Below are 17209 nucleotides of genomic sequence, written 5' to 3'. Positions count from 1 at the left end.
AAGGGAAGGTAAAAAGTTTAAATTAAGTCATAAACATCAAAAAGTATAAAAAGCGAGAGCTGCTGTTGCCCCTGATCTGGTCTGTATTTAAGTACGCTGAAAGACCGTGTTTGATGGTATTTGCATTTTGCAACGGGTTCGGCTGATCGGATGACAAAAATGTAGGATTTTAAAAAAATCTATGCTATAAAATTATAAATAGGCATAAAAATTGCTTATAACAAATGTTCAAAAAAAGAGTAGAGGAATTATGAAGTTATCGGTTGGATTAAAAGTTGCGAACTCCTTGTCACTGACACCGCAGTTGCAGCAAGCCATTCGTTTGCTTCAATTATCGAGTTTAGAGCTTGAACAGGAAATTCAGGTTCAACTGGATAGTAATCCTTTATTAGAAAAAGTAGAAGAATTATCGAATATTGAAAGTTTAACTTCTTTGGAAGATCAGGAGCGTAATGACAAAGACTTAACCAATGAGTTGAATGCCAATACCTTGCCTGATGATCTGCCGGTAGATACGGATTGGGATGATGTATATACCCATCAACCGACTAGCTTGGGCTCTCCTGAATATGAAGATCGTGAAGATAATCGTCAGGGGCATTTAGGCCTAAAAGAACACGTACTTGAACAGATTAATTTATTGCATTTTTCAGCAGTTGATCGACTCATCGCGCATTGTATTGTTGATTCTTTGGATGAAAAAGGGTTTTTGGATGCAGAAATTTCTGAAATCACCGCATCTGTGCAGCATTTATTGGAATCGATGGATTACGATGATGAAGTGGAAGATGATGAAGTTCTGGTGGTTTTAAAACATATACAACATCTTGATCCTGCTGGTGTCGCATCCCGTAACCTGGCTGAATGTTTATCTGTGCAATTAGACAGTTTACCTGTGCATACTGCTTATCGTCGTGAAGCGTTAACCTTGTTAAGTCATTACGAGTTGTTGATTTCGAATGAATTGCCAAAGCTGGTTAAACAGACTGGTTTGAATCCAGATCAGTTGAAATGTGCAGTTGACCTGTTAAAAACATTAAAAGCCTATCCGGGAATGGAGTTTGAAGAGAAAGACTCGGATTATCAAATTCCCGATGTGGTGGTCATGAAAAAGAATGATCATTGGCAAGTACAACTCAATCCAGATGTTATGCCTAAATTACGGGTCAATTCTTTTTATGCCAATATGATTAAACGTGCAGATCAAAGTAATGATAATCAATATCTGCGCAATCAAATGCTAGATGCAAAAAACTTTATTAAAAGCGTTGATGAGCGCCATAAAACCTTATTGAAAGTTGCGACCTGTATCGTAGAACATCAAAAAATGTTTTTGGAAATAGGTGCTGAAGGGATGAGACCTTTGGTACTTCGCGATATTGCAGAAGAAGTTGAATTGCATGAGTCGACTGTTTCACGAGTGACAACCAATAAATTTATGTTGACACCACGTGGCTTGTTTGAGCTGAAATATTTCTTCTCCAGTCATGTTGCGACTACTTCTGGTGGAGAGGCTTCGTCTATTGCGATTCGAGCGAAAATTAAAAAATTAATTTCAGAAGAAAATCCGCGTAAGCCTTTATCTGACAATATTATTGCCAATTTATTGAAAGAAGATGGGATTGATGTGGCACGTCGAACTGTTGCTAAATATCGAGAGTCGTTACATATTCCATCATCTTCTGAGCGAAAAGTCTTGATCTAATTTTTAAAATCTGATTATTCTATGGATTCATTATGACAACATAATGAATCTTTTTTCTTTTAAAGGAGTGGTTGAGATGATTTAAATTGTGAATTGCAGAATTTTTCTTTCTGTCATCAGATCATTTCGGCTATGACTTTAACTAATCCTAAAGAAGGTGAGGGATAGAATTATGCAAATAACAATTCGTGGTCATCACTTAACTATCACCCCTGCAATTGAAGATAATATCCGCTTAAAATTTGCTGAAATGACCAAGCATTTAGACCAAGTTAATAGTATGCAGGTAAAATTGACCAAAGATCATCAAGTAGATAAACGTTCAAGAAAAGGAAGTTTAAATCATATTGCTGAAGCTATTATTCGTGTACCGGGGGCAGAATTATTTGCACAGGCAACAGCTGATGATATGTATACTTCAATTAAAAAATTAACAGAAAAACTTAAAAGACAGTTACATAAGCATCGGAAAATGCAGGTTGCGTCCCAGCCATTGCTAGCATAGTTCGGTTTTTGAACGAAAAGAGGTTTTTGATGACCTCTTTTTTTATATATTAAATGTTATACGTTAATGCTTTATTTTTCATATTTATAGTAAAATGGCAGGTTTTTACACCGTTGGTCCTATAAGAGGTCTTTGTGATGAATAGTGAACAGCTCACTGAAATTTTAAAAGCTGCTTTTCCAGAGGCTGAAGTTGCAGTTAGTGGGCAAGGTGGTAAGTTTGATCTTCGAATTGTCGATGAACAATTTGAGGGCAAGCGTCCTGTCGCACGCCAACAGGCGGTTTATGCTCCGTTAAATTCATATATTGCTAGCGGCGAAGTACATGCAGTAACTATTCGTGCAATGACCCAAGAAGAATGGCGTAAAGCAAGCTTATTCGGAGCTTAGAACTAGATGGATAAATTTTTAATTCAGGGCGGTGTTAAGCTCGAAGGTGAAGTGCGTATTTCTGGTGCAAAAAATGCAGCACTTCCATTACTTGCTGCAATGATCTTGCCTGAAACACCCACTGTTTTGACTAACGTGCCAAACTTGAAAGATGTCAACACCTTAGTGAAGTTGATTGCGGGTTTGGGCGTACAAATTACCTATGAAGGCGACACGGTTAAAGCAGATACCTCAACATTAGACAATCAATTTGCACCATACGAACTGGTCAAAACCATGCGTGCATCAATTTTGGTGCTTGGTCCTTTATTGGCGCGTTATGGTAGTGCAAAAGTATCTTTACCAGGTGGTTGTGCCATTGGCTCACGTCCAGTCGATCAACACTTAAAAGCGCTAGAGGCTTTGGGTGCAGAGATCGAGGTTGAAGCCGGTTATGTTAATGCCAAAGTTGACGGTCGTCTTAAAGGCGGCGAAGTTGTCTTTGATATGGTGACTGTGGGCGGTACTGAAAATATTCTGATGGCGGCGGTATTGGCTGATGGCGTCACCACAATTCGTAATGCTGCGCGTGAACCTGAAATTACTGACCTTGCACAAATGCTCATTGCCATGGGTGCAAAAATTGAAGGACTGGATACAGATACGCTTGTAGTTACAGGTGTTGAAAGCTTACATGGCTGTGAATATGCAGTAGTTGCTGACCGTATCGAAACAGGTTCATATCTGGCTGCAGCTGCTATTACTGGCGGCAAAGTAAAAACAACGCATACTGACCCTGCATTACTTGAAGCAGTTTTAGATAAATTTGAAGAAATGGGTGCAGAAGTTACCCGTGGTGACGACTGGATTGAACTTGATATGATGGGCAAGCGTCCTAAAGCCGTCAGCTTCCAGACTTTGCCGCATCCAGAATTTCCAACCGATATGCAAGCTCAGATCATGGCTGTTAATGCGATTGGTCGTGGCTTTGCAACAATTTCTGAAACGATTTTTGAAAACCGTTTTATGCATGTGCCTGAGTTGTCACGCATGGGGGCAAACATTCAGGTCGAAGGTAATGATGCTGTGGTTACGGGTGTAGAAAAACTTTCTGCAGCACCGGTGATGGCAACGGATTTACGTGCTTCTTTCTCTTTGGTTTTGGCTGCTTTAGCTGCTGAAGGTGAAACCCTGATTGACCGTATCTATCATATTGACCGCGGTTATGAAGATGTGGAAGCAAAATTACAAGGTTTAGGTGCCCAAATTAAGCGAGTAAGTTAATGAGCGATATGAGAAACGATGATCCAAACTTTGACGTTATGGGTAATTTTGATCATGGTTTAACTTTAGCATTAAGTAAGGGACGTATTTTAAAAGAGACTTTACCTCTGCTAGAAACAGCAGGGATTAACTTGCTGGAAGATCCGGATAAATCTCGCAAGTTGATTTTCCCAACCACCCATAAACAGGTACGTATTTTAATTTTACGTGCTTCTGATGTACCGACTTATGTTGAAAATGGTGCGGCAGATTTAGGTGTTGCGGGTAAAGATGTGCTGATGGAACATGGCGCACAAAATGTTTACGAGCCATTGGATCTTAAAATTGCCAACTGTAAACTCATGACAGCGGGCAAAGTGAATATGGTTCGTCCGAAAGGCCGTTTAAAAATTGCCACCAAATACGTGAACTTAACCCGTCAATACTATGCAAGCTTAGGTGAGCAGGTTGATGTCATTAAGCTTTACGGTTCAATGGAACTTGCTCCATTGGTTGGTTTGGGTGATTACATTGTCGATGTGGTTGATACCGGTAATACCTTGCGTGCCAATGGTCTTGAACCCCTTGAAGAAATTTGCAAAGTATCTTCACGTTTGATCGTAAATAAAGCCAGCTTCAAACGTAAGCAAACCTTATTGAATCCAATTCTGGCCCAGCTTGAAAAAGCTGTGGAAGAACGTGAAAAAGCTAAATAAGCTTACTGGATAGAAAATAAAAAACCGTCCTGCTGGGCGGTTTTTTTATAGGTGATTTTTATCATAAGAAATATTCATGCGCATCAATGTAATTTTCTATGAAATCCCAAGCAATAGTTGCAGTATAAATGCCCACAATACTCAGGAAACAAGGTAAACTAAACTTTTCCAATTCAAACCTTGTGGGTAAATTGATGCGACGTTTATCGACTCAAGATCAAAACTTCAAGCAAGCTTTTGCTGACTTGTTGGCTTTTGAGACAGTTAGTGATCCTGAACTTTTAAAAACAGTAGACCAAATCATCGCTGATGTTCGTCAGTATGGTGATGCTCATGTTCTTAAACTCACTCAACAGTTCGATCGACATCCAGCGCATCAGTTTTCAGATCTTGAACTGTCACAAGAACAGTTAAAGACAGCTTTCGATGGCTTAAATACAGAAGTGCGTGAAGCTTTAGAATTGGCGGCTAACCGTGTTCGCGAATTCCATCAAGCACAAAAGCAGGATGGCTGGACCTATGTTGATGCTTTGGGCAATACATTAGGTCAAAAAATTACACCGCTTGACCGTGTCGGGATTTATGTACCGGGTGGTTTAGCGTCTTATCCATCTTCTGTGTTGATGAATGCGGTTCCTGCACATGTTGCGGGCGTGCCTGAAATTATTATGGTGGTTCCTGCACCGAATGGTGAGCTCAATCCGCTGGTATTGGCAGCGGCATATTTAGCTGGTGTGCACCGTGTATTTACCATTGGTGGAGCACAAGCGGTTGCTGCATTGGCTTATGGTACCGAAACCATTCCATCGGTCGATAAAATTACCGGTCCAGGTAACCGTTTCGTGGCTGCGGCTAAACGTGCGGTGTTTGGTCAAGTCGGGATTGACATGATTGCAGGTCCTTCTGAAATTTTGGTTTATGCCGAAGGCGAAAATAACGCGAAATGGTTAGCGATGGATCTATTGTCTCAAGCTGAGCATGATACTGTGGCTCAAGCTGTTTTCATTACACCAGATGAACAGCTTTTAAACGACGTTGAACAGGCAATTGAAGATCATCTAGCTGAGTTGCCTAAAGCTGATATTGCCCGTACCTCTATTGCCAATCGTGGTGCTCTGGTTTTGGTGAAAGATCGTCAAGAAGCGATTGATTTGATCAACCAAGTGGCGCCTGAGCATTTAGAGCTTTGTCTGGACGAAGCGCAAGAAATGTCTGAAGAGATCCGTCATGCAGGTGCGATCTTTATGGGACGCTATACGCCTGAAGCGATTGGCGATTACTGTGCCGGTCCTAACCACGTATTGCCAACATCAGGTACAGCACGCTTCTCATCACCGCTTGGCGTATATGATTTCCAGAAGCGTTCAAGCTTGATCATGTGCTCTCAAGAAGGCGTGAAAACTTTAGCGAAAACTGCCGATATCTTGGCGCAACAGGAAAATCTGGATGCCCATGCACGTTCAGCGCGTTATCGTTATCAGTAATAAATCATAGGCTAGATAGTAAATCTGGTTTTCTAAAATTATAAACCTCTCCCTAACCCTCTCCTGAAAGGAGAGGGAAACTCATATGATCAGAATAACTTTAATGTTTGATTCCATCATTTATGAGATGAAGATTCCGCTCCCTGAGCGAGCTTTAAGGATTGCTTTAAAGCAAAGCGCAAGAGAGGTTAGGAGAGGGAAATAAGAGAAAATAAAATGTCGACCATCACAACAGAACAAATGCGTTTTTGGAGTCCTGAAGTACGTGAACTAGAACCTTACGTACCTGGCGAACAACCTAAAATCCAAAATTTATTAAAACTCAATACCAATGAAAATCCGTATCCACCATCACCTAAAGTAGTGGAAGCGGTTCAAGCGGTATTGGTAAATTCAGCAGATGTATTGCGTTTATATCCAGACCCTGATGCATCGGCTTTAAAACAAGCCATTGCCAAGCAGCAAAATGTTGCAGTTGAAAATGTATTTGTCGGTAATGGTTCTGATGAAGTGCTGGCACACATCTTCAAAGCATTTTTTGTACAGGAATTGCCAGTGCTGTACCCGGACATTACCTACAGTTTCTATCCGGTTTATAGCCAGTTCTTTGGGGTAAAAACCAAAGTGCTGCCGCTCAATGACGACTTTGAAATTGTGGTGGATGACTACAAGCAAGCCAATGGTGGGATTATCATTACCAATCCGAATGCACCAACCAGTATTGCACTCGGCTTATCAGCCATTGAAGAAGTTCTTCAGACCAACCCCAATTCTGTGGTGGTGATTGATGAAGCTTATGTTGATTTTGGTGCAGAATCTGCGGTTAATTTGGTGGAAAAATACGACAATTTAGTCGTATGTCAAACCACTTCTAAATCACGTTCACTGGCTGGATTGCGTGTTGGTTTTGCCATTGCACAGCCTCATCTCATCGCTGCCTTGGAAGCAGTCAAAAACAGCTTTAACTCTTATCCAATCGATCGTTTTGCGATTGCAGCTGCTGTGGCATCTTTTGAAGATCAAGAGTACTTCGAAGCGCAAAATGAGAAAGTGGTTGCAAGCCGTGAAAAGTTAGTGACGCAATTGGTTGAGCTTGGCTTTAAAGTCTTGCCATCGAGTGCAAACTTTATTTTTGCATCACTCCCAGGTAAAGATGCAGCTGAATTAGCTGATGAATTGCGTGAACGTGGCATCATCGTACGTTATTTCAATAAGCCGCGTATTAACCAGTTCCTACGTATTACTATCGGTACAGATGAGCAAAACCAGCGCCTGGTGAATACCTTAAAAGACGATATTTTAGCTTGAATCTTCTTAAATCCCACTTTGCGAAAAAGCAGGATTTAAGCAATAAAAAAGCGAACCTGAGTTAAGACTCGAGTTCGCTTTTTTATTCATTTTTATAAGGATTATTCCGGTTTATACCAGGTATTGAGTAAATCCAGCATGGCAGAAACTTTATCAAAACATTCCTGATATTCAGCATCGCAATCTGACGCAATGGTGATGCCGCCACCCGCCCAAATGGAAAGTTCATCCTGATATTTTTGAATGGAGCGAATCAGTATGTTCCATGAACCTGTACCGTCAAAATTAAAATACCCCATCGAGCCACAGTAGGCACCACGTGGAGCACCTTCCAGTTCTTCTATAATTTGCATGGCTCGAATTTTGGGAGCGCCAGTAATCGAACCACCCGGAAGGGCAGACATAAGCATGTGAAAAGGATTAACATCTTCCCTTAAAGTGGCCGTGACTTCACTGACCATATGGTGAACCTGATTAAAAGACTCGATTTCAAAAAGTTTTGGAGTTTTAACTGATCCTGTTTCCGCGTACACGCTTAAATCATTACGCAGTAAATCCACAATCATCACATTTTCGGCTTGGTCTTTTTTCGAATGAATTAAGCTCTGTTTGGATTGTTCGTCTTGTTCGGCATCTTTATAGCGGGGCATTGTACCTTTGATCGGTTTTGTAGTGATTTTTCGGTCTGCTTCAAAATTGATAAACAGTTCGGGAGAACAGCTTAATAATTCAAAATCATCAATTTTAAGATAACCCGAATAAGGGGCATCGGTCAGTTGCCAAAATGCTCCTGCAGTATCCAGCAACAACCCTTGTGCCTTGGCTGTAAATTCCTGAGTCAAATTAATCTGATAGCAATCGCCGGCTCGAATATAATCTTGAACCTGTTTAAAGGCAGTGACATAGCGTTGTTTACTCCAGCGTGCAGTGCAAGGTTGCATAAGTGTAAACGTTTGATGGTTTTTATTTTGCTTGTCTTTATCTTGTAAGGCCTCCTGAATCACTTGAAAAATCGCTTCAGCATCATGCTCATAACTAAAAAAAGTCCAGCCTTGATCGGTCAATTTAATATAGCTGTAATAAATACCTAAAAATAAAGAAGGCTGATTTTTGGATCGAATGTTGACCTGTTGCTGGGCAGCCTCATCATAACTGATAAAACCAATTAAACCGCCATTAAAATCAGAATGAGAGTTTTGTAAGCTTTTCTTGAAAAAATGATTGAAATCAATTGATTCAGCATTCTGTTGATATTGGTTTAATGATGTCCTGTTAAATTTCTGAATTTTTTGATTCTGAATCAGCATATATTCGGAGGCAAAAAGTGCAATAACAGGTTGGTTTAAATTTTTTAAGTAAACGACATGGTTTAGATGCGATAGGCATAAAAGAAATTGAGTAGGATTAAGCTGTTGTTTAATCAGCAATTTTTCAAAAATAACAGACTTATTCATACGAGGTTGCTTTATAAAGTCGATACATAGATGACATATTCTATAACATTGTTTATGCATAAAACTTGTAAATACCGTTTATCGGTAACCTATAGATTGCGACCAACAGCAGTTGAACAAAAAATCACACAGATATAACTTAACTAGGGCAAATCAGCTGCTCAAGGAAAGACTCACTATTGTCAAAAAATAAAAAACAATCAGTGAAATCGAGTAGTTAACAATCAAAAAAATAATACTCTTGGGAGAGTACGAAATGAAAAAATTTACTAAACTTGCTTTAGTTTCTTCATTAGCAATTAGTGCAAATGCTATGGCAATGCAAGCAATGGATGATGCTTCATTGGGTGCTACAACTGGTCAAGATGGTATTAACATCGGGATTGGTATTTCTAAAATCGAAATTGAAAAGCTATTAATTCATGATAATGATGGTTTAACTGCTACTGCTTTAGGTGGTACGTCGACTGCAGGTGCAATTGTTATTAAAGGTAATGGCACTGGTGCTACTGCTACTAATGGTATTGTAATTGCTGCAAATATGGCAAGTTTATTACCTTCACATAACTTGGCTGATTTACAAATTGATACCGATGCTGGTACTACTGCAGCTGGTGGGGCATTTATTAATATTGCTGCACAAGTATCTGGCTTAGATATTAGTATTGGTGAGATTGGTGTAGCGAAGTCTGGTGATACAGCTGCAACTGGAATCCGTCGCGGTGCATCAGATAACTATAATAAAATCATAACTGGTCTTAATATTAAAACTGGTGTAATGACTGCAAATGTTCAGTTGGGTGCATCTCCACAAGGGGCTATGATTAACCTTTCTACAACTATGCAAGGTGGTTTGACAATTTCAGATCTTGGTATTCATGATTCTGCTGGTGGCGGTGACATCTGGTTAGGTAAGATCCAAGTAGCTGACGCTAATGGTACTGATTTGTCTATTTCGAATAAAATTAAAGTCACTCCAGGTGGGCTTGTTATTTTAAATGATAGTCCAAATGCAACAGACATTTATGTTCAAGCGATTGCTTTAGGTTCTAAGCCAGCATCTGTTACTACTGCTACACCTCTAGGTGCTCGTGGTACTGCTACTGCAGGTACTATTGGTGATGTGGAAGTGCAAGGTTTACAAACCTATTATATGAATTCACCTACATCAATGGCTAAAGGTTCTGTAATTACGATTTCCGGTCGTTAATTCTGAATTAAAAAAAAGCGCGTGAAATCACGCGCTTTTTTTTACAAAAATAATGTGAAATTCTTCAAAAAAACTAAAAAAAAGCTGTTTTTTTTTATAAAAAAGGTTATCTTCCTTTTTACATGGATGTAGAGCATAAGCTCTAAAAAAATAATGAACAAAGGCACGTCATGCCGCTAACTAGAAAAGTCAAAATATATGTTAGAGATCGCACTAGGCTCGGCATTGATATATTACGCTGCCAAAGAAGCCTTTGAAATTAAGAAAAAACCAGCGGAAGCTGTGTATTACACTGAAACCTTGGATTCTCGGCAAGATTCCTTCAATCGCATGCACCGGGAAGCTGTACTTATTAAGCCCGCCCTGGAAGATCAATTTAGAGGTATTGTTCGCCAAGCCTATGACTATAGTTGTGGATCAGCTGCATTAACCACATTGATGAATGGTTATGTGGGTACTCAGTTATCAGAACAACAAACCATGAATGGTCTATTAAAGTTTGGTGAAACTGAAAAAATTATTGAACGCCGTAGTTTTTCTCTTTTAGATATGAAACGCTTTGTCGCAGCCATGGGTTTGGAAAGTGGTGGATATAAAGGGGAGTTTTCAGATTTAGTTAAACAGGCTGAACCGGCAATTGTGCCAATTTCTTATGCAGGATTTAAACATTTTGTTGTGTTTAAAGCATATAAAAATGGACGTGTTTATGTGGCTGATCCTGCGCTGGGCAATATCAGTTTTGATGAAACGCGTTTCAAAGATATTTGGGAAAATAATACCCTGTTTTTAATTAATGTTGCACCGGAACAAAGAAAAAATTTATTGGCATTGCATGATACAGATTTGCGACATGTTGAAGATGCCACTGTGAATCGCTATGCTTTTGTAGATATTCAATATCCACAATTTTATATGGATAAAATTGCAGATAAAGCCTCAACAATTCGGTTAGATAAAAATGTAAACGAAAGCTCAGAAAAGTTTGGGGAATCAACATATAATTTTTTACGCCTTTATTATAAAAGTAAATAAAGTATAAAAGTGGCAGATTAAAAAAAGAAAAATGGTGGGATGGAATATGAATTGTAAATGGATGAACAAAACTTTATTGGCTTTGAGTGTTCAAATGGCAATAGGGGTGGCATATGCAGCTGAAGAACCAGCACTTGGAGAATATGAGGTTGTAGATCAGCAAGAAACTGAAGTTGACTCTACAGCATCGCAGCCTGCAAATACACAAACGGTAGCAACCGTGAGCGCAGAGGAAGAGTCAGCACTTGGTGAATATGAAGCTGTTGATGAACAAGCTGATGAGGCAACAGCTTTAGCGTCTGTAGATAGTAGTACAACCGCGCAATCACAACCCGTTGATGCACATACACAAGCTTCTTCAGCATTACAACAGCAAGAAGGAGATGCTAGTAAAGAAGCAAACCTGCAAGAAGTTTTTACCTCCAATGAGAGACAATATTCATTAATCAAAAAAGGTGATATTTCATCTTATTATGATATTGATTATACATATTATCGTGATACACAGATTGATGCAGAGATGGCTAATGGGCAGTTGTATCAACTTCGTGTTCAAGAAAATGCAGCTCATTCCATTACCAATACCTTTACTGCTCAGTATGGTATTTTAGATAATCTGACCTTCACTGCTTCAGTCCCTTTAGTTGCTAAAACAGATTTATTAAAAGATGCCTCTACAGCTGGCTTAGGTGATATTTCTTTTGGTGCACGTTGGGAACCATTTCCACTAAAAGCAGGCAGATTACCACTGATTTTATTTGGGAATGTTTCAACCAAAACGGGTGATAGTCCTTATGAAGTTAATGCGACTGATGATTTAGCTACAGGTAAAGGTTATTACTCTGCTGGTATTGGTGCAAGTACGCGTAAGTATATTGATCCTGTTGTACTTTTCGCTTCCGTTTCAGCCAACTATGGTTTTAAGGAAACCGGACTGAACCAGCGCCGTGGTACTCGCGTCATTGATGAGTTTGAACCAGGAATCAGCGGTGGTTTTGCTTTAGGCTTTGCTTATTCATTTAATTATGATGTGTCTATGACTATGTCATATCAGCAAAGTTTTAATACAGGTTCACAATTTACTTATACTTCGGGTGAAAGTTATTCACCGGCTGATCAGACGAGTTCCACTTTAGCAATTTCATTGGGTGTTCGTGTTTCACCTGAGACCATTGTCAACGGAACTGTGGGTATAGGCTTAACAGAAGATGCACCAGATGTATCATTAGGTCTGTCATTCCCACTTGATATTTTAGGTTTCGGTAAGAAACTTCGCTAAGAGGGTAGTCGTATGTATAAGATTCGACTTCGCCCGTTAGCCGCAGCAATTATCGTATCGGGCTGTTCAAGTGCAACTTTTGCTCAATTAGGTACCAACTTATCTGTTGATATCAGATCATTGAGTATGGGGAATGCTGTTACTGCAGATCCTCCAGGAATTAGTGCAATTCATTTTAACCCTGCAGCCTTGACCAAAATTGAAGGTCTGCAGACTGATGTACAAGGGATTCTTGCAAATTTTGACATTAAACGGGAATTCTCAGTTCCTGCTGGTTATAACGTATTTGGCTATTCAGATGACCCGATGGTGTGTAATGATGGACCAGAGGTTTCTTCCGATTTATGTACAGACTTTAAAGGTACCGTCAATGGGGATGTAGAATACGTAAGTCTATACGTTCCCGTATTGAAAAAAATGGTTGATCTTGGTGAGGGTCTACCTATGGCAGCACCTACAGCAGGTATTGCCTATAAGCCACCAGGTTCCAAAACAACATTTGCCACGGCAATGTATGCACCTTTGGTTGCCGGTTTTGGTGCCGAAAATGGTAATCCTGGGAATTATATGGGGCAACAGGTTGCTCTAGAAAGGATTACCTATTTGTCTCCATCTATTGCTTATCAAGTGAATGATGAGTTATCTGTGGGGGCTTCTATTGGTATGTCATACCAAGCCATTGGTCTAAAAACGGATTTGCGTTTTCCCAATGAATTAATTGGTATGTTACGAATGATTGATGAAGTCGTTTGTACGCCTTTTAAAGAAAACTCGGACATTATTACCGACATTCTTTTGTTAGGAATGTGTAACACCAAAGAAGGCATGAATCCATTTGGCAAGTTTGGTCAATTGCAACTTTCCATGGAGCAATCGCTTAGTCCAAGTTATAACTTGGGTATAATGTGGGAGCCGACTGACGATTTTAGCTTTGGTATGGTGTATCAAAGTGCAGCAAAAATGCGCTTAAAAGGCAAATATCACATTGATAATGCAAAGGCACCTCGTGAGCTGATTAATGGCTTAATGTCATCTCCTACGGGCCAAATTCTTGCTGCAATTTTAGGTTTCCCGAATTCTATACCTGCAAGCGAGTCTGGACTTGTTTCAATGGACTTTGAATATCCAGCACATTTTCAGGCGGGAATAAAATATAAGGTTTTACCTGATTTACAAGTTAATTTTGATGTAGGCTGGACAGACTATAAAGCTTGGGACAAGTTTAAATTTGAATTTGATCGACAAGTTTCAGCATTAAAAATTGCCAAATTATTATCTGAAAATATTGGGGACAGTTCTCTTGCACTTCCGCTGGCATTTACTTCACCTTGGAATTTTGGCATAGGTGTGGAGTATTCTGCAACGGATCGTTTGAAATTACGAGCTGGTTATGAACCTCGTAGTAGTGCAATTCCTGATAATAAGCGAAATACAATGGTTCCGATTAACAATGCACAATTGTTTGGGTTAGGTGTGGGCTATCGTTTTGATGCAGATACTGATTTAGATTTATCGATTGGTTTTTTACGTAGCAAAGATAATATTCCGGCAAATACGAGTAGTCTGTCAAACCAAACGGGTGTAAATAATATTCTGTTAAATCCATATGCGGGTTTAAATGTTAAAACGGATACCAAAGTTACGATTTTAGGATTGAATTATAGAACACGATGGTAGGTAAATTGAAAATAATGAAAGGGAATTCATTGGTGAAATCGATACTTACACTATGTATGGTGCAGGTATCTTTTTCGTATGCAGGCGAGTTTTATACTATTATTGGGCCAGATGGCCGGCCTATGGTGGTACAGCAAAAATCTCAGCCCAAAAATAGAGAAACTGAGGTAAGTAAATCTGCATCAGCAGATACTATTGTTCAAGAAAATCAATCAGTCCATTCCTCAATTAATCAATCGGAAATTAAGACTGCTGCTACTCAAACACCCCCATCATTGCAACTAAAGGGGGAAAATAAAGTAGTAGTTCAAAATGCCAAAAAAACAGCTTCTACCCATCTTGATGTGGCTAAAATACCGCAAGCGAAGTATGTAGAACCCAAAACTGAGGAAAAGAAAAAAGCTGTATTGCAGTCTCAATCCAACCCTAAAAAGGTGGAAGAAACTATACATCTCGCGACCAGTACAGCTAAAGAAGCTAAAAATGCGGAAAACTATGTAACGATTGATGGTACGCAATATATAAAAAATGAATATCTGGAAGACCAGGAATTTAATCTGGAAGGTAAGAAGCGTTTTTATGCTATGCCCGAAGGTATCATCGATACCAAGCATGGAGCGACGCGTTTACAAATGGTTGAGCGTGAAAAAGGGGTGAGTAAATCCCTGCTGCAATCAATTTTTAAGAAGAATCAAAAACAGGATAGTGGCCCCATTGCATTGTCATCGACCTATTATCGGGTTTCTCAAGTAGAGGCTGTTAAAAGTTTAGGTCAACAATGTATTCAGGATAAAAAAATTAAAAATGCGAAAACTGTCAGTTTGGATAAGGAAGTCAATGTCTGGCCCCGTGCACCATTAAAAGAACAATTTGATTTTGAAATTGTGGAAATTTCCAATGCAATTCAGAATATTCAGATTAACTCTTATGCATCAAGGCAACAGAATCCGACCTTTTATTGGCCATTTGTAGTTTTTTTAGATTCGAGTGGTTGTGTGCTTGAGGGCGCAGGAGGTTTTAAAAATCATGAAGCTGTTGAGTCATCCACTACACATCAAAAAATTGAAGGAATTGTTCATATTCCTGTTCAAAGTCGATATATATTATTGACTCCTTTAGCTAGTGCGATAGATTTGGAAAATAAAGCGCTCACCAATCAGGGTCAATTAAAATTAATAGCAATTCGCTAAGGATATAAGAAGAGAATTAGGATGAAAAATAAATATTTACTCCCTTTTGCCCTCACGACATTGATGGCAGCTTTAAGTGGTTGTGGCGGTGAAAGTGCCAATGTTATTCCTGAAGTCTATGATTCCAGTACGGCACATGGGGCGTGTACTATAGATTCCGCAGGCTGCCTAGGATTTGCATTAGATTATCCATTGGATGGGTTAAATTTTACCTGTAGTAGTGATAAAAAAAATAGCTTTGTCACCTATTTAGATTTACAAAATGGCGTAGCACAAGGCGCGTGTAAAGTTGGGGATACAATTACTTTCTTTATCAAGGGTGAAAAAGATAAAAAAATTAATTTAGGCACATTAAACTTAAACGAAATTGCCAAAGTAAGCACATCACAACTGCCTCGTTTGACTATTTTAGATATTGCTTTTGGAATAACAGGGAAGAAGGCTGTAGATATTAATTCGAATACGGATGGCACTGTAAAAGTTGCGATACGAATTGCAAAAATATTGCAAGCACTGGCACAACAGGGCAATAGTATTGTGGATCCAACAGATATCCAAGCCTTATATATCACCGATCAGATGAGACGTGATCTTGAAAATATCCTAGAATCCATTGCACAGGAAAAATTTGTCAATGTAACAGATATTGAATTTGAATCTCTCCTTAAACCTTGGGTTGATATTTCTACTATAAGTGATGAACAGGCACGTACTACCGTACTAAAACTCACCACTATTGCAAATGCAGGGGTGTATCAACCGGAGTTTTCGTTATTTTCAACGTCTGGTATTCTTGGTAGTTTATTAAGTGGTTCAGATGGTTTGGTTGGGTGTAATAAAAGTACCTGTAATACTACGGATAGTTCAACGCAGCATCTATTTGGACATTTCATGTTGCTTACCGATCGTGATGGTTATACTTTCGGAAGTGGTTTGCAATGGCGTGGAGCAGGTATCAGTAATACATCGACTATAGGTGGTTTAAATACTAAACTGCTGACCACTACAAAACCTATTCGTATGACAGCAAATGCACAAAATCATTGGATTAATCCAGTGACCAAAAAAATTGATCAGAATTTTGATTTCCAGGTTGATAACGTACTTACACCTCTAAGCATTTATCAGGGAACCTTATATAATGACTATATGATTGCTGGTAAAGAAAAATTCTATAAGTTATTAACTGGAAAAACAGAAGTGGCTCTGGCGGATAGATATGATTTTGGTTTGTGGCGTCAGACGATAGGAAGTGAAAATTTTCAAGGTACATTGGACTTGTACAAAATTTTCCCTATTACGTATTTAGATAAAAGGGTATTTAAGACAATTAATAATGTGAAATTTGGTGAAGGTTATCTATTCCCGATGTATGCAGATTTAACATTTAAATTTACAGATACAACGGTGCCAGATGTAGTACTCGGAATAGTCATTGACGAAAAGGGGAACATTCGAACCAATATGAAGTCAGACTCTACAGGAGATATGAGTACGGCTTCTTGTGATAGCAGTAAATTTAATTCATCAACTTATGTAAATGATGGTGTACAACAATATCGCATAGGTACGGTATCTCGTGCTTTCACAAATGATAGGACTCTTTCCTTACGTATGGTATTGGCGAATGCAAAGTTGGGTAATATTAATGGTGCTTTAGTCGGTATGAATTCCAATATTAAGACTTCAAGTTCTGGAGATAGTATTGTGATTGGCGGAGCTTTACTTAATGTAAGTAACTTATTAAATCTTAATACGGGCACAGCAGAGGTTACATTTAAAGATTCTGCTGTTGATACGGTAAAATGGGCAAGTACCTTAGCAAGCTTCCAAAAAGTTTATAATACCAATAATCAAACACATACTACTGATGATGAACAACTTGCCAAGTTGAGTGGAGGCACATTAACTTTTGCTTTGGCTTCATGTTATACCGTAAAACCTAAAATCTAACAAAAGCAAAAAAAAGCCCATCTCATGATGGGCTTTTTTTTTGTAGGTTAAAAAATTAGAAAATT

The 17209-nt window shown here is 39.0% G+C and carries 14 protein-coding genes; 13 read left to right on the top strand and 1 reads right to left on the bottom strand.

Going from position 1 to position 17209, the window contains the following annotated elements; all coding sequences use genetic code 11:
* The first annotated feature begins 250 nt into the window (after positions 1-250).
* From LZZ98_RS14145 to hisC, 7 genes are all read left to right on the top strand, one after another.
* Entirely contained in the window at positions 251-1705 is a 1455-nt protein-coding gene (locus LZZ98_RS14145; protein ID WP_086174952.1) for an RNA polymerase factor sigma-54, read from the top strand.
* A 172-nt stretch (positions 1706-1877) separates the two neighbouring features.
* Positions 1878-2210, top strand: coding sequence for a ribosome hibernation-promoting factor, HPF/YfiA family (hpf, locus tag LZZ98_RS14140; RefSeq protein ID WP_086174951.1), 333 nt, complete (start codon positions 1878-1880; stop codon positions 2208-2210).
* Positions 2211-2347: 137 nt separating this feature from the next.
* The gene (gene ibaG / locus LZZ98_RS14135; RefSeq protein ID WP_086174950.1) at positions 2348-2599 is read left to right on the top strand and encodes a BolA family iron metabolism protein IbaG; all 252 of its coding nucleotides are present in this window, start codon (positions 2348-2350) and stop codon (positions 2597-2599) included.
* Between the two features lie 6 nt (positions 2600-2605).
* On the top strand, positions 2606-3862 hold the full coding sequence (murA, locus tag LZZ98_RS14130; RefSeq protein ID WP_086174949.1) for a UDP-N-acetylglucosamine 1-carboxyvinyltransferase: 1257 nt from the start codon (positions 2606-2608) through the stop codon (positions 3860-3862).
* Positions 3862-4557, top strand: a complete 696-nt coding sequence (gene hisG / locus LZZ98_RS14125; protein WP_086174948.1) for an ATP phosphoribosyltransferase — start codon at positions 3862-3864, stop codon at positions 4555-4557. Before murA ends, hisG begins: the two co-directional genes overlap by 1 nt.
* Before the next feature lie 182 nt (positions 4558-4739).
* Positions 4740-6041: a histidinol dehydrogenase gene (gene hisD, locus LZZ98_RS14120; RefSeq protein WP_237788402.1), complete on the top strand. Its 1302-nt coding sequence runs from the start codon at positions 4740-4742 to the stop codon at positions 6039-6041.
* Between the two features lie 216 nt (positions 6042-6257).
* Positions 6258-7349, top strand: a complete 1092-nt coding sequence (hisC, locus tag LZZ98_RS14115) for a histidinol-phosphate transaminase (RefSeq protein WP_237788400.1) — start codon at positions 6258-6260, stop codon at positions 7347-7349.
* A 101-nt stretch (positions 7350-7450) separates the two neighbouring features.
* Here hisC and pabB read toward each other — a convergent pair whose 3' ends face one another.
* On the bottom strand, positions 7451-8803 hold the full coding sequence (gene pabB / locus LZZ98_RS14110) for an aminodeoxychorismate synthase component I (protein WP_237788399.1): 1353 nt from the start codon (positions 8801-8803) through the stop codon (positions 7451-7453).
* A 256-nt stretch (positions 8804-9059) separates the two neighbouring features.
* Here pabB and filA point away from each other — a divergent pair, with 256 nt between their 5' ends.
* The 6 genes from filA (at position 9060) to filF (ending at position 17144) form a co-directional block, all read left to right on the top strand.
* On the top strand, positions 9060-10013 hold the full coding sequence (gene filA / locus LZZ98_RS14105; protein WP_237788398.1) for a putative pilus system protein FilA: 954 nt from the start codon (positions 9060-9062) through the stop codon (positions 10011-10013).
* 198 nt (positions 10014-10211) lie between these two features.
* A complete protein-coding gene (gene filB / locus LZZ98_RS14100; RefSeq protein ID WP_237788397.1) occupies positions 10212-11045 on the top strand; it encodes a putative pilus system C39 family peptidase FilB in 834 nt (277 codons plus the stop codon).
* A gap of 61 nt (positions 11046-11106) precedes the next feature.
* Positions 11107-12324 (top strand): putative pilus system protein FilC, encoded by a 1218-nt coding sequence (gene filC / locus LZZ98_RS14095; RefSeq protein ID WP_237788396.1) that lies wholly within the window; start codon positions 11107-11109, stop codon positions 12322-12324.
* A gap of 12 nt (positions 12325-12336) precedes the next feature.
* Positions 12337-14001 carry a putative pilus system OmpP1/FadL family transporter FilD gene (gene filD, locus LZZ98_RS14090; protein WP_237788395.1) on the top strand — a complete coding sequence of 555 codons (1665 nt, stop codon included), beginning with the start codon at positions 12337-12339 and terminating at the stop codon, positions 13999-14001.
* A 32-nt stretch (positions 14002-14033) separates the two neighbouring features.
* Positions 14034-15191: a putative pilus assembly protein FilE gene (gene filE, locus LZZ98_RS14085; RefSeq protein ID WP_237788394.1), complete on the top strand. Its 1158-nt coding sequence runs from the start codon at positions 14034-14036 to the stop codon at positions 15189-15191.
* Between the two features lie 21 nt (positions 15192-15212).
* Positions 15213-17144 carry a putative pilus system protein FilF gene (gene filF / locus LZZ98_RS14080; RefSeq protein WP_237788393.1) on the top strand — a complete coding sequence of 644 codons (1932 nt, stop codon included), beginning with the start codon at positions 15213-15215 and terminating at the stop codon, positions 17142-17144.
* Positions 17145-17209 lie beyond the last annotated feature (65 nt).

Source organism: Acinetobacter sp. SM34 (genome assembly GCF_022012365.1).
Classification (GTDB): domain Bacteria; phylum Pseudomonadota; class Gammaproteobacteria; order Pseudomonadales; family Moraxellaceae; genus Acinetobacter.
This window is presented reverse-complemented; position numbering and strand designations above follow the sequence as displayed.

Excerpts from the sequence above, each read along its gene's own strand:
- filA (WP_237788398.1), top strand. The coding sequence starts at position 9,060 with ATGAAAAAATTTACTAAACTTGCTTTAGTTTCTTCATTAGCAATTAGT.
- hisG (WP_086174948.1), top strand. The coding sequence starts at position 3,862 with ATGAGCGATATGAGAAACGATGATCCAAACTTTGACGTTATGGGTAAT.
- filC (WP_237788396.1), top strand. The coding sequence starts at position 11,107 with ATGAACAAAACTTTATTGGCTTTGAGTGTTCAAATGGCAATAGGGGTG.
- ibaG (WP_086174950.1), top strand. The coding sequence starts at position 2,348 with ATGAATAGTGAACAGCTCACTGAAATTTTAAAAGCTGCTTTTCCAGAG.
- hisC (WP_237788400.1), top strand. The coding sequence starts at position 6,258 with ATGTCGACCATCACAACAGAACAAATGCGTTTTTGGAGTCCTGAAGTA.
- hpf (WP_086174951.1), top strand. The coding sequence starts at position 1,878 with ATGCAAATAACAATTCGTGGTCATCACTTAACTATCACCCCTGCAATT.
- filF (WP_237788393.1), top strand. The coding sequence starts at position 15,213 with ATGAAAAATAAATATTTACTCCCTTTTGCCCTCACGACATTGATGGCA.
- murA (WP_086174949.1), top strand. The coding sequence starts at position 2,606 with ATGGATAAATTTTTAATTCAGGGCGGTGTTAAGCTCGAAGGTGAAGTG.
- LZZ98_RS14145 (WP_086174952.1), top strand. The coding sequence starts at position 251 with ATGAAGTTATCGGTTGGATTAAAAGTTGCGAACTCCTTGTCACTGACA.
- pabB (WP_237788399.1), bottom strand. The coding sequence starts at position 8,803 with ATGAATAAGTCTGTTATTTTTGAAAAATTGCTGATTAAACAACAGCTT.
- filD (WP_237788395.1), top strand. The coding sequence starts at position 12,337 with ATGTATAAGATTCGACTTCGCCCGTTAGCCGCAGCAATTATCGTATCG.
- filB (WP_237788397.1), top strand. The coding sequence starts at position 10,212 with ATGTTAGAGATCGCACTAGGCTCGGCATTGATATATTACGCTGCCAAA.